This is a genomic window from Luteimonas colneyensis (assembly GCF_014836665.1).
Taxonomy (GTDB): Bacteria; Pseudomonadota; Gammaproteobacteria; order Xanthomonadales; family Xanthomonadaceae; genus Luteimonas; species Luteimonas colneyensis.
Window position 1 is genome coordinate 123,919 of record NZ_JACSQJ010000003.1, and the last position, 13,480, is coordinate 137,398.

Genomic DNA, 13,480 nt, shown 5'->3' on the forward strand with positions numbered 1-13,480 from the left:
TCGTCAGGGCCAGCGGTCGACCAGGGCCTGGGCCAGGTCGCCGGGCTCGGCGGACACGGCGCCGCGTGCGACCAGCGCGGCCACGGCGGCGCCGTCGTAGCAGCTCTCCGGGGCCTGCGCGAGCACGAGCGCCCCGGCCTCGGCCATCGCCGCCGCGCGCTCGACCCGCTCGACGCTGGCGCCGCTCAGGAAGACCAGCGCGCTGTCGGCGGCCGGGAGTGCGTCGTAACCGGTGGCGCGGCCATCGCCGGCATCGGCGAACCGCAGCCGCGCGCGGTCGTCGACCACCGTGACGCCGGGCGGCAGGAAATAGACGGTGCCGGCTTCGGCTGCGCCGCCGGCTTCGGCCAGCTGTACCGGCAGCACGCTGGCGCGCTGCATCTGCTGCACCAGGCGCTCGTAGCGGCCGCCGTCGAGCTGCAGCCTCACCAGCACCGTGCGCGCAAACGCGTCGCCGAGTCCTCCGAGCAGCTGGCGGACGGCGTCGGGGCCACCCAGCCCCGCTTCCACCACCACGGCGCCGCGGAGCTGGCCATGGCCGTAGCTGTCCGGATCGGCCAGCGAAATGCTGTCCAGGCGCGACGACAGCGCGTCGAGATCGATGGCGCCGCCGCCGGCTTCGCGGGTACCGATCGGTCCCGCATCGTCCTCGGCCAGCGACAGGCCCTGCAGGCGCGACTCGAGCGCCTCGAGGTCGATCGCAGCGGTGGCGTCGCGGACGGCCAGCGGCGCGTCGTCATCGGCGAGCGACAGGCCGTCGCCGAGCGAAAGCGGATCGCGCACGTCCGGTCCGGGCGCTGCGCCGGCCGGCGCTTCCGGCTCGCCCGGAGCGTCATCGCCGGCGACGTGGGAATCCGCAGCCCTGGCGCCGGGACCGGGCGCCAGGACGTCGTCCAGGCCCTGCACGGCTTCGGACGTGTCGCCCTCGTCGTGCCTGCCGCGCGAAGCGGAGGCGCTGGCAAGCAGTTCCGCCAGCGCGGGATCCTCGGCGAGCGAGAGCTCGTCCGTACCGGCCGACGACCAGTCCATGTCCTCCGCGGCGAGCAGGCCGGAGAAGCCGGAGGACGCTTCGGAGGGGGCCTCCGCGGACGGCGACGCTTCGGACGGCGGCGCCGCGCGGAACGGCTCATCGGCGGATGGCGCATCGAAATCGCCCGCGCGCGGCACGTCCGTCGCCAGCTCATGCGCCGCGTCGGCCATCGCACCGACGTCGACGCTCTCCGGATCGAACTCCCGCTCGGGCAGGCCGCCCGGCTCCGGATGCACCGCATCCCCGGATGCGGCGCCCGGCGGCAGCACGTCGGCGTGGCCGTTGAGCTTCGCCGCCAGGTGGCGCACCCAGCGCGCGGCATCCCAGCCGTCGCGGCGCGCGGCCACGTCGGCCTCGTCGAACATCACCAGCACGCCGGGATCCGACAGCAGCGCGTCGTAGCGCTCCAGCGCGTCCTCGATCGCCGGCTCCAGCGCGACCAGCACGGCGCCCGGCTGCAGGGCGACGGCCTCGTCGGGATCGCCCTCCTGCGGATCGACCGAGCGCAGCAGCTCGGCGCCGGCCTCGGCCAGCGCCGCTTCCAGGCGCTGCCTGGCCTCGCCCTCGCGGGCCAGCAGCAGCACGCGCACGGCCTGGGCGCCGTCCTCAGCCATGGCGGACGGTCTTCAGCAGGTCGTTGACGTTGCGCAGCAGCTCGTTCTCCTGGTACGGCTTGCCCAGGTAGCGCTCGACGCCGATCTCGAACGCGCGCTGGCGATGCTTCTCGCCGGTACGCGAGGTGATCATGATGATCGGCACGCTGCGCAGGCGCGGGTCGGCCTTCATGGCCGTGGCCAGCTCGTAGCCGTCCATCCGCGGCATCTCGATGTCGAGCAGCATCAGGTCGGGCACGCGCTCGGCCATGCGCTCCAGCGCGTCGAGGCCGTCCTTCGCGGTCGAGACCTCGAAGTTGTGGCGTTCCAGCACGCGCCCGGTGACCTTGCGCATGGTGATCGAGTCGTCGACCACCATGACCAGCGGCACGCGGCGCTGCTCGGGCGTCTCCACCGGCGCGGCATCGCGCGGCAGGGCGACCTGCTGGCGGCGCACCAGGGGCGCGACGTCCAGGATCACGACCACGCTGCCGTCGCCCATGATGGTCGCGCCGAAGATGCCCGGCACCGAGGCGACCTGGGGACCGACCGGCTTCACCACGATTTCGCGGTTGCCGGTGATCTGGTCCACCGCCACCGCCACGCGCAGCTCGCCGGAGCGGATCAGCAGCAGCGGCATCTGCAGGTGGCCCTCGGCGCGCGCCGCGGCATGGCCGACCAGGCCGCCGAGGTCGTGCACCGCATAGTCCTCGCCACCGTAGGAGTAGGTGGCGCCCTCGCGCTCGAAGTCCTCGCGGGCGATGCGGCCCACGCCGCGCACCGAGGCGATCGGCACCGCGAAGCTGGTTTCACCGATCCTGACGAACACCGCCTGCGTCACCGCCAGCGTCTGCGGCAGGCGCATGGTGAAGGTGGTGCCCTTGCCGCGCTGGCTGGAAATGTCGAGCGCGCCGCCAAGCTGGCGGACTTCGCTGGCCACCACGTCCATGCCGACGCCGCGGCCGGCCAGGCGGCTGACCTCGTCGGCGGTGGAGAAGCCGGGCTGGAAGATCAGGGTGTCGAGGTCGCCGTCGGCCAGCACCGCGTCCTCGCGCAGCAGGCCACGCTCGATGCCGCGGCGGCGGATCGCCTCGCGGTCGAGGCCGCTGCCATCGTCGGCGACTTCCAGCACGACTTCCGAGCCTTCGCGACGCACCGAGATGCGCACCGTGCCCTCGTCGGCCTTGCCGGCGTCACGGCGCACGCCGGGCTTCTCCAGCCCGTGCGCGACGGCGTTGCGGAGCATGTGCTCCAGCGGCGCGGTCATGCGCTCCAGCACGTTGCGGTCGAGCTCGCCCTGGGCGCCGTCGAGCCTGAGCTGGGCATGCTTGCCGGTTTCCGAAGCGGCCTGGCGGACCACGCGGCGCAGGCGCGGCACCAGCGAATCGAAGGGCACCATGCGCGTGCGCATGAGGCCTTCCTGCAGCTCCGAACTCACGCGCGACTGCTGCAGCAGCAGGGTCTCGTACTGGCGGGTCAGGTCGTCGAGGGTGCCCTGCAGGCTCGAGAGGTCGGCCGCGGATTCGCCCAGCGCGCGCGAGAGCTGCTGCAGGGTCGAGAAGCGGTCGAGCTCGAGCGGATCGAAGGCGGCGTCGGCGGTGTCCTGCTCGCGCTGGTAGCGGGCGATGATCTGCGCTTCGGTCTCGATGTCGAGGCGACGGAGCTGGTCGCGCAGACGCATGTTGGTCTGCTCCATCTCGCCCATCGCGCCGCGGAAGGCGCCGAGCTGCTGCTCCAGGCGCGCGCGGTAGATGGCCACCTCGCCGGCGTAGTTCACCAGGCGGTCGAGCAGGTCGGCGCGGATGCGCACCTGCTCCTGCGGCGCGCGGACGGTGATGTCGTCCTCGTCGCCCTGCAGCGGATCGACCATCGGCGCGGTCAGCGGCTTGAGCTCGACCGACGGCGCGGGCATGCGCTGCGCAGGCGCAAGCAGCGCCTCGGCCGACAGCTCCTCGCCGCGCGCGCGGGCGTCGAAGGCGTCGATCAGCGCCTGCGAGGGACTGATCGCACGGCGCTCGCCGACGCGGGTGACCATCGCATGGAGGCGGTCGAAGCCGCGCTCGAGCAGGGGCACGTCGCTGCGCGACAGGTCGAAGCGCTGCTCCGACACCGCCTCGAGCAGCGACTCCATGGAATGCCCGAGTTCGCCGATGGCGAACACGCCGGCCATGCGCGCGCCGCCCTTGAGCGTGTGCAGGTCGCGCTGCAGGCCGACCAGGGATTCGCGGTCGTCCGCCGACTCGCGCAGCTTCGCGAGCAGGCCGTCGGAATGGTCGAGCAGGTCGCGGCCTTCCTCGACGAAGATGTCGACCAGCTCGGTGTCGAGGCCGGTGAAATCGAACTCGGCGTCGGGATCCTCGTCGACCGGGATCGCAGCCAGCATCGCGGCGCTGGCCGCGGCGACGGCGCGATCGGCGTCCATGCGCTCGGCGGCAAGACGCTCGGCTTCGGCACGCTCGGCGGCCAGGCGCGCGGCCTCGAGCCGCTCGGCTTCGGCGCGCTCCGCTTCGAGGCGCTCCGTTTCGAGACGTTCGGCTTCGGCGAGCTGGGCGGCGACGCGCTCGGCTTCGACCCGCTCCGCTTCGAGGCGCTCGGCCTCCAGGCGCTCGCGCTCCAGACGCTCGGCCTCGAGACGTTCGGTTTCGAGCCGCTCCGCTTCGACACGCTCGGCCTCAAGGCGCTCGGCTTCGAGGCGTTCGAGTTCGAGGATCCGGGCTTCGAGCTCGGCGAGCTCCAGGCGTTCGGCTTCGGCGCGTTCGGCTTCGGCGCGTTCGGCTTCGGCGCGTTCGGCCTCCAGGCGCTCGGCTTCTGCACGCTCTGCCTCTGCACGCTCCGCTTCGCAGCGCTCGGCCTCGAGGCGCTCGGCTTCGAGACGCTCGGTCTCGGCACGCTGCGCCTCGGCGCGTTCCGCGTCAAGGCGTTCTGCGGCGATGCGTTCGGCTTCGACCCGCTCCACCTCGAGGCGTTGGGCCTCCAGGCGCTCACGCTCCAGACGCTCGGCGTCGAGGCGTTCCGCTTCAAGGCGCTCGGCTTCGAGGCGTTCGGCTTCGAGGCGTTCGGCTTCCAGACGCTCGGCCTCGACGCGCTCCGCTTCGAGACGCTCGGCCTCAAGACGCTCGGCCTCGAGACGCTCTGCTTCGAGATGCTCAGCCTCAAGACGCTCGGCCTCGAGACGTTCCGCCTCGAGACGTTCCGCTTCAAGGCGCTCGGCTTCGAGGCGTTCCGCCTCGAGAAGTTCCGCTTCAAGGCGCTCGGCTTCGAGGCGTTCCGCTTCGACCCGCTCCGTCTCGAGACGCTCTGCTTCGGCCTGCTCAGCCACGGCACGCGCGGCTTCGGCTTCGGCTTCCGCGTCCACTCCAGCTTCGCTGCCCTCGCCTGCGTCGGCGGCACCCGTGCCGAAGCCCGCGTACTCGCTCAGGTCGATATCGACCAGCTGCGCTCCGGGCATGGCGCTGATGGCCTCGTCCGGATCCTCGGCGCTTTCCGCCATCGCCGCGAAGTCCAGCGGCGCCGGCTCCGGCAGGCTGTCACGAAGCGCCAGCAGGCGCGCGGCCAGGACGGCGGCGACGGGAACCTGCGGGGTCGCCGACTGCAGTCCGACGATCGCGGCGCGGGTGATCGCGGCCAGTTCGCCAATGGCGGCGATGCCATCGTCCGTCGCCGGGCTCCCGGCCGCCAGCAGGCGGCGAACATAGCCTTCCGCGGGTGTGAGCGCCTGGGCGACCGTCGGCAGCTCGGTCATCGCGAACGCGCCGTTCATCGTATGCAGGGCGCGCAGCAGCTCCTCGGACGCCTCGGCACGACCGCCCGCCGCACGCTCCATCCACGCATCGACGGTCACCAGGTGGCCGGTGACTTCGGCGTCGAGAATCTCGAGCAGCAGCGCATCGACCGCCGCCGGCACCATCTCGATGGCGGCTTCCGCGGCGGTGTCCGCCGGCAGCGACGCGGCCTCGACCGCGCCCGCGCCATCGACCTTGTCCTCGGGCTGCGGCGCGTCGGCACCAGCTTCGACCACCTCGGCGGCCGCGTCCTCTTCCACCACCTGCGGCGCGGACAGCGCCGACATGGTGGAGACGGACGCGGCGACGGCCTCCTCGGGCATGGCTTCATCACCAGCGGCGATGCGGTCGGCCGACGCCTGCATGCGCTCGAGGTCGGCCTGCACCGCACCGTCGCCGCGCAGCGCGGCCTGCAGCTGCGGCAGGGTGTAGAACGCCTGGTCGACCATCGCGACCACGGCCGGGCTGGCCACCCGCGTGCCGTCCAGCACGCGGTTCAGCATGTTCTCGATCTTCCAGCTGAACTCGCCGAGCGTGCGCGCGCCCACCAGGCGACCGCTGCCCTTCAGGGTGTGGAACACGCGGCGGATCGGCCGCAGGCGCTCCAGGTCGTCGGGCCGCGCGCGCCAGAGCGGCAGCAGCTGGTCGAGGTTGTCGATCTCCTCGGCGAACTCTTCGAGGAAGACTTCGCGGATCTCGTCGTCGATCTCGTCGCCAGTCGCCTCGAAACCGCCCTGCCCCGCGGCCGTGGCGACCTGGGCCGGTGCCGACGGTTCCGCGGGCACCGCCACGGGGTCCGGCGCTTCGGCGGATCCGGACCCGCCGCGGTCGATCAGCGCCGCGACCGTGCGCTCGATGTCGGCCTCGCTCACCACCGGCGGCGGCACCGGGGCGTCGACGACCTCCCGTGCGGGCGCGCGCTCGGCCGGCAGCGGCCAGTAGCCCAGGCTCTCCAGGCTGTGACGGCTGACGTCCAGGATCTCGTCGCGGTTGAAGCGCCGCTCGCGCAGCGCCTCGAGGTAGTACTCCAGGCTCGCCAGCGCATCGGCGAACGTATCCAGCTGGCGGCCGTTGGGCACGCGGCGGCTGGCGATCAGCTCGTCCTCGATGTAGCGGCGCACGCCGGTCAGGTAGGCCGCCGGCTGCGGCAGCTCCAGCATCTGCAGCGCACCGGACACCTCGCCGAGCAGGCGCGGCACTTCGGCCAGCTCGGCGTGGTCCCAGCCGGTCTCGATGAAGGCGACGAAGGACTGGCGGGCGTCGGCGAAGTTGGCGATCGCCTCGCGCGCGAGCACGTCCAGCACCTTGTCGGCCTCGCCGGCGGCGAGGTCGCCCTGCACGGGCGCGCCCTGGTCGCCCGCGCCCAGGCGCACGACCTGGTCGTCGAGGGTGGCGTCGACGTAGAGCAGCGCGCCGGCGACGTCGAGCAGCGCGCCTTCGTCGGCGGGCTTGCGGCCGTCGACGATGTCCGCCATGGCCGTGCGCTGCTGGTCCACCACCCCGCGCGCGACGCCGAGGCCCAGCATGCCGAGGGTGTCGGCGACGCGGCCCAGCGCCTCGACCTGCGGCGACAGCCGCGACAGGTCGGTCTCGGCGGTGCGCAGGTGCAGGTCGAGGGCGTCCTTGACCCGCAGCAGGTCTTCCTTGACGGCCGCGGCCACGGTGTCGAGCAGGGCGCGGTTGCGGCCGCTCATGCTGCCCTGGGCGTGGCTGATCTCGGAGTCGGTGGGCAGCTGCTGCTGCAGCTCGAAGGTGTCGTGCAGCGCGCGAAGCGCGGGGTGCTCCGCGGTCGCGTGGGCGGCGTGGTAGAGCAGCTGGCGGGTCGGTTCGAGCGCGGACTCGGCGCGCGGCACGCCGAAGCCGTCGTCCTCGAACAGCCGCCGTGACTCGCGTTCGACGCTGGCGAAGGCCTGGCGCAGCGCCGGCGTCACCGGCAGCGCGCCGTCGGCCAGGGCCCTGGCCACCGACGAGGCCACCCAGAGCATGCGCCGCGCGGGTTCGGCCTGGACATGGTCGAGCAGCGACGCGAGGGCGGACGACAGCACGATTGCGTCGGCCGGATCGCCGCCCTCGGGCCACGTTGCCATCGATGCACGCAGGTCGGCCAGCAGCGGCTGGGCGCGCGCATTGCGTACCGGCACCGGATCGTTGGCGACTGCGGCGCGCGGCACGTCGCCCGGCAGCGGGCGCTGCAGGTCGGGCGCGAACAGCACGCTTTCCGACAGCCCGGGCTCGCCGCGCGCGGCGCGCAGGTCGTTGAGCAGCGGCAGCAGGACGATCGGGATGTCCTTGTGGCCGCTCTGCAGGCGTTCGAGGTAGTCGGGCAGCAGCACCACGCCGCGCATCAGCATCGCGCAGGCGCCGTCGCGATCGGCCACGGCGCCGTCCTGCAGCGCCTGGGCCAGGCGCTCCATCTCCTCGGCCACCATCGCCGGCGCATACAGCTCGACCATGCGCAGGGTGCCCTGCACCTGGTGCAGGTAGCCCGCGCAGAAGCGCATGCGGCTGGTGTCGGTGGGGTCGGCGGCGAAGTCCTCGATCTCGATCCGCGCCTGGCGCAGGGTCTCGTCGAGCTCCGGCTTGACCCAGCCGAGCGTGGTGTAGTCGATGGCGTCGCGCAATGCCGTCATGGGACTGGGATCAGGCCGGCAGCTTGAAGTCGGCGACCGAGCGGCGGAGGTCCGCCGCCAGCTGCGCGAGGTTTCCGATCGAGGCCGCCGTCTGGTTGGCGCCCTGCGAGGTCTGCGCGGTGATCGACTGGATCGTGTTCATCGTCTCGGTGATGTTCGACGCCGCCGCGGACTGCTGCTGCGAGGCACTGGAAATGCCTTCGATGAGCGCCGCGAGGCTGGTCGACACGTTCTCGATCTCGCCCAGCGCGGTACCGGCGTCCTCGGCCAGGCGCGCGCCGGCGACCACCTCGGAGGTCGTCTGCTCCATCGAGCTCACGGCCTCGTTGGTGTCGGACTGGATGGTCTCGACGAGCGTCTCGATGCGCTTGGTCGCGTTCGAGGCGCGTTCCGCGAGTCGCTGCACTTCGTCGGCCACGACCGCGAAGCCGCGGCCCGCTTCACCGGCCGACGCCGCCTGGATGGCCGCGTTCAGCGCCAGGATGTTGGTCTGCTCGGAGATGTCGTTGATCAGTTCGACGATCGAGCCGATCTCCTGCGAGCTTTCGCCCAGGCGCTTGATGCGCTTCGAGGTTTCCTGGATCTGGTCGCGGATCGAGTCCATGCCGGCGATCGTCTCGCGCACCACGCCCGCGCCCTTGGTCGCGATCTGCACCGAGCGCTGCGCCACGTCCGCGGACTCGGCGGAGTTGCGCGACACCTGGTTGATCGACTGCGCCATCTCGTTGATGCGGTCGGACGCGGAGTTGATCTCCTGCGCCTGGTGCTCGGCGGCCTCGGCCAGGTGCATGGCGGTGGCCTGCGTCTCCTGGGCGCTGGACGCCACCTGCACCGAGGTGTCGTTGATCGTCTGCACCAGGCTGCGCAGCTGCTCGACGGCGAAGTTGATCGAGTCGGCGATGGCGCCGGTCATGTCCTCGGTCACCGTGGCCTTCACCGTCAGGTCGCCTTCGGCGAGCGAGCCCATCTCGTCCAGCAGGCGCATGATCGCCTCCTGGTTGCGGTTGTTGAGCTCCATCGTGGTCTCGTAGCGCACGCGCTGGTCGCGGCTCAGCTCGCGCAGCAGGCCGACGATGGCCAGCAGCGCCAGCGCGCCGAACACGATCGAGATCCAGATGTTGCCGAGGATGGAGGTGTCGTTGAGCGAGCCGAAGGTCGTCAGCGCCTGGAAGAGCGATTCGCTGTCGGACAGCAGCTTGTTGGAGCCGGTGGCCAGCGCCGCCGCGGCGGTCTGCGCGCCGAAGAGGTTCTGCGAGCTGGACAGGATCGCGTCCAGGTCCTTCTTCATCTCCTCCCACTGCGTGGTCGCCTGGGCCAGGGCGGCCAGGGCGCCGGCGTTGGCCAGCGGCTGCACGTTCATCGCCTCGTCGCCCGAACGCAGGCCGGTCAGCACCTGCTCGAACACGCCGGCGTCGCGCGCCAGCGCATCGCCGGCCACCGACGCCGCGGCGCCGCCGGCCTGGATCTCGGTCACGCGGCGGGCCATGGTCGAGGCCAGCACCACCTCGCGCAGGGCGATGTAGATCTGCGACGAGGGCGAACCGCTCGCCGACATCGCGCGCACCACCTCGTCGAGCTGCGCCTGCAGCTGCGGCACCGCCTGGGTGAAGCGCTGGGCGTTGCCGGCGAAGGCGACGACGGCGCCTTCGGACGCGATCACCTGCTCGGCGCTGGCCGACAGCGGCTCCCAGGTCGCCGCCACCGTGCGGATCTCGCCGGCGACGTCGGGCGTGCCGCCGAAGTTGGCGACCAGCTGCTGGATGTCGCTATCGACCGCGGCCTTGGTGGCCTTGAACGCCGCGTAGGATTCGGTGCTGCCGTCGACCGCTTCCCGGCCCTGGTTGGCCAGGCGCTGCGAATTCACCTGCAGGCTGGAGGCCGCGGTGCTGGCGCCACCCAGGCGCGAGGCCTTGGTCATCGCGTAGATCGTGTTGCCGGCGAAGATCGCCAGCGAGGCGATCAGCAGCCAGATCCAGACCTTGGCGCCGATGGTCCGGGCCTTGCCGGTCCCGTTGTCGATGACGTTGCTCATGCGAAGTCCCCTGGCCTTTCCGATTGCGGCATCAGGCCGCTGCTTGTCTGAATTCCGGAGTGCGCGACAGCCGGTCCAGGCTGAAGACGCCCCATGCGTGGCCGCCTACCTTGTAGGCGCGATCGATGAAGCCCGAATAGCGCCCTTCGGCGAGGGCCTCGTGCGACGACTGCTGCTCTTCCAGGAAGCTGCGCTGGCCGAACAGTTCGTCGATGGTCACCGCGACGTTGCCGCCCGGCTGGCGCACCACCAGGACCCGCTGTCCCTCGTGCATCACCGTGCGCTCGCCCTCGAGGAACAGGCGCAGGTCGACCACCGGCAGCAGGGTGCCGCGGATGTTGGCCACGCCAAGCATCCATGGCTGCGCGCCGGGCACGGGCGTGAGCTGCGGCAGCGGCAGGATCTCCACCACCTCGTCGAAGCCCGAGGCCAGCAGGCGCTGGCCCACGCGGTAGCCGACGCCGCGCCACAGGCCGGGGGCGTCGAGCTGCTCCGGCAGGCCGACGACGTGCGCCAGGCTGCGGCGCTCGAAGCCCGCGAGGACCTCGAAGGGCTCGTCCCGGCGGACGGTGTCGCGCCGACCCACTTCAGCCGCCCAGCAGCGCGTTGATGCGCTCGACCAGGTCGGCTTCGACCGGCGGCTTCACGACGTAGCCGCGCGCCCCCTGGCGCATGCCCCAGGCCTTGTCCGTCTCCATGCCCTTGGTGCTGACGATGAGCACCGGGATGTGGCCGGTCGCCGCGTCGCGCGACAGCGCGCGGGTGGCCTGGAAGCCGTTCATGCCCGGCAGCACCACGTCCATCAGCACGAGATCGGGCAGCTCCGCGCGGGCGGCCTCGATGCCGTCCTCGGCGCTGGAGCGCGCGATCACCTGGTGCCCGTTGCGCTCGAGGAGCTGGGTCAACACCGCGGTGTCGGTCGGCGAATCCTCGATCAGCAGGATCTTTGCCATGGTGTACCTGTCCCCCCGGTCAGGCGTTGACGTGCGTTCGGATCGCGTCGAGGAGTTCCTCGCGCGTGAAAGGTTTGGTGACGTACTGTTCGGAGCCGACGATGCGGCCGCGCGCCTTGTCGAACAGGCCGTCCTTGGAGGACAGCATGATCACCGGCGTCTGCTTGAACACCTGGTTGTTCTTGATCAGCGCGCAGGTCTGGTAGCCGTCCAGGCGCGGCATCATGATGTCGACGAAGATGATCTGTGGCCGCTGGTCGGCGATCTTGGCCAGCGCCTCGAAGCCGTCGGTGGCGGTAACCACCTCGGCGCCTTCGCGGCGCAGCAGCGTCTCCGCGGTACGACGGATGGTTTTCGAGTCATCGATCACCATCACGCGCAGGCCTTCCAGGCTGCCGGCGCGGTTGTGGTCCTGCGTCATCGTGTCTCCCCGTGCATGGCGCCTGCACTTCGGCACCACTGCGAACGCCTATCTTGCAGCCCGACGCAGCAGTGTCAAGCACGTCTTGCCCGTTCAGGGCGCAGGGTCCCGCAATCGGCGCCTGGGCCATCGCGGCAGCTGATAACATTTGTCAGTAACTGCCGTGGATCGCCCGTATGCCGCTTGATGTCGTCGTCGTGATGGACCCGATCGGGTCGATCAAGGTCGCGAAGGATTCCACCTTCGCCATGCTCCTCGAGGCGCAGCGCCGCGGACACCGGCTGCACTACGTCCTGCCCGGCGGACTGTCGATGGACAGCGGACGCGCGCGCGCGATGGCTGCGCCCCTCTCGGTGCGCGACGACGCGAGCGACTGGTACGAACTGGGAACTCCGTCACACCGCGACTTCGCTGCCGGCGACGTCGTGCTGATGCGCACCGACCCCCCGGTCGATGCCGACTACATCCACGACACCCAGATCCTCGACGCCGCGCGCATGGCCGGCGCCAACGTGGTCAACGATCCGCGCGGCCTGCGCGACCTCAACGAGAAACTCGCCGCCCTGCTGTTCCCGCAGTGCTGCCCGCCCACCCTGGTCAGCCGCGATGCCGCCGCGCTCAAGGCCTTCGTGGCCGAGCACGGCCAGGCGGTGCTGAAGCCGCTGGACGGCATGGGCGGGCGCTCGATCTTCCGCGCCGCGGCCGGCGAGTCGAACCTCAACGTGATCCTGGAAACGCTGACCGACGGCGGCCGCCACCTGGCCATGGCCCAGCGCTACCTCCCGGAAATCACCGAGGGCGACAAGCGCATCCTGCTGATCGACGGCGTGCCGGTGGACTACTGCCTGGCGCGGATCCCGCAGGGCGACGAGTTCCGCGGCAACCTCGCCGCCGGCGGACGCGGCGAAGGCCGTCCGCTAAGCGAGCGCGACCGCTGGATCGCCGCTCAGGTGGGCCCGGAGATGGTCCGGCGCGGCATGCGCTTCGTCGGCCTGGACGTGATCGGCGACTGGCTCACCGAGGTCAACGTCACCAGCCCGACCTGCATCCGCGAGCTCGACGCGCAGTTCGGGCTCAACATCGCCGGCCTGCTGTTCGACGCGATCGAGCGCGGCACGCCGGCCGCCTCCGGCGCGTGACGCCCGCGCACGGACCACGGCAGCCGTGAGCACGATGGCCGCCCCCGGGGGCGTCGGCGAACCCCAGCGCCTGGGCGCGACCATGGTGCTGTCGCTGCTGGTGCACGCGATGCTCGTGCTCGGCGTCGGCTTCGCGCTCGAGGAGGCGGCGCCCGTGCTGCCCACGCTCGACGTCATCCTGACCCGCACCACCAGCCCGCTGACCCAGGCCCAGGCCGACTTCCTCGCCCAGGCCAGCAACCAGGGCGGCGGCGAGGACGAGGCCAGCCGCCGCCCGCGCGATGCCCAGGCCGGACACCTGCCGCAGGACGAGGCGGGCGTCGCGCAGCGCGCGGCGCGCGCGCAGACGCCCGACGTCGCGCCGCCGCCGGAAGCACGGGTGGTCGCCAGCCGCCGTGGCGAGGAGGCGATGCCGAGCCCCGAGGCTACGCCCCGGGTCGACGACCAGGCGCTGCCGCCCGGCCCGGAGCGGATCGAACGCGACCTGGCGATGGCGCGCCTGGCCGCCGAGATCCACCTCCAGTCCGAGCGCTACGCCAAGCGCCCCAAGCGCAAGTTCGTGTCCGCGTCGACGCAGGAATGGGCCTACGCCACCTACCTGCGGGCCTGGGTCGACCGGGTCGAGCGCGTGGGCAACCTCAACTATCCCGACGAGGCGCGGCGCCGGCAGCTGGCGGGCACCCTGGTGATCAGCGTCGCGATCCGCCGCGACGGCTCGGTCGAGCGCGCCGAGGTGATCCAGTCCAGCGGCAGCCGCCTGCTCGACGACGCGGCGCTGCGCATCGCGCGCCTTGCCGAGCCCTACCCGCCGCTGCCGCAGACCGAGGAGGAAATCGACGTCCTCCACGTCACCCGCACCTGGAACTTCCTGCCAGGCGGCGAACTGGTCGACGACTGAGC

At 71.8% G+C, this 13,480-nt stretch carries 8 protein-coding genes; 2 read left to right on the top strand and 6 right to left on the bottom strand.

Going from position 1 to position 13,480, the window contains the following annotated elements; translation table 11 throughout:
- Window positions 1-3: 3 nt before the first annotated feature.
- The 6 genes from H9645_RS07540 to pilG are packed head-to-tail and all read right to left on the bottom strand — an operon-like array spanning window position 4 to window position 11,441.
- The gene (locus H9645_RS07540; RefSeq protein ID WP_191729088.1) at window positions 4-1,644 is read right to left on the bottom strand and encodes a chemotaxis protein CheB; all 1,641 of its coding nucleotides are present in this window, start codon (window positions 1,642-1,644) and stop codon (window positions 4-6) included.
- Entirely contained in the window at window positions 1,637-8,035 is a 6,399-nt protein-coding gene (locus H9645_RS07545) for an Hpt domain-containing protein (RefSeq protein WP_191729089.1), read from the bottom strand. The genes H9645_RS07540 and H9645_RS07545 overlap by 8 nt, the downstream gene beginning before the upstream one ends.
- Window positions 8,036-8,045: 10 nt before the next feature.
- Window positions 8,046-10,067, bottom strand: a complete 2,022-nt coding sequence (locus H9645_RS07550) for a methyl-accepting chemotaxis protein (RefSeq protein ID WP_191729090.1) — start codon at window positions 10,065-10,067, stop codon at window positions 8,046-8,048.
- Window positions 10,068-10,098: 31 nt separating this feature from the next.
- Window positions 10,099-10,653, bottom strand: coding sequence for a chemotaxis protein CheW (locus tag H9645_RS07555; protein WP_191729091.1), 555 nt, complete (start codon window positions 10,651-10,653; stop codon window positions 10,099-10,101).
- Between the two features lies 1 nt (window position 10,654).
- Window positions 10,655-11,020, bottom strand: a complete 366-nt coding sequence (locus H9645_RS07560) for a response regulator transcription factor (RefSeq protein ID WP_191729092.1) — start codon at window positions 11,018-11,020, stop codon at window positions 10,655-10,657.
- A gap of 19 nt (window positions 11,021-11,039) precedes the next feature.
- Window positions 11,040-11,441, bottom strand: coding sequence for a twitching motility response regulator PilG (gene pilG, locus H9645_RS07565; protein WP_191729093.1), 402 nt, complete (start codon window positions 11,439-11,441; stop codon window positions 11,040-11,042).
- 176 nt (window positions 11,442-11,617) lie between these two features.
- On the opposite strand from pilG, the gene gshB reads away from it, so the two are divergent.
- Entirely contained in the window at window positions 11,618-12,580 is a 963-nt protein-coding gene (gene gshB / locus H9645_RS07570) for a glutathione synthase (RefSeq protein WP_191729094.1), read from the top strand.
- 25 nt (window positions 12,581-12,605) lie between these two features.
- Window positions 12,606-13,478: an energy transducer TonB gene (locus tag H9645_RS07575; protein WP_191729095.1), complete on the top strand. Its 873-nt coding sequence runs from the start codon at window positions 12,606-12,608 to the stop codon at window positions 13,476-13,478.
- Window positions 13,479-13,480 lie beyond the last annotated feature (2 nt).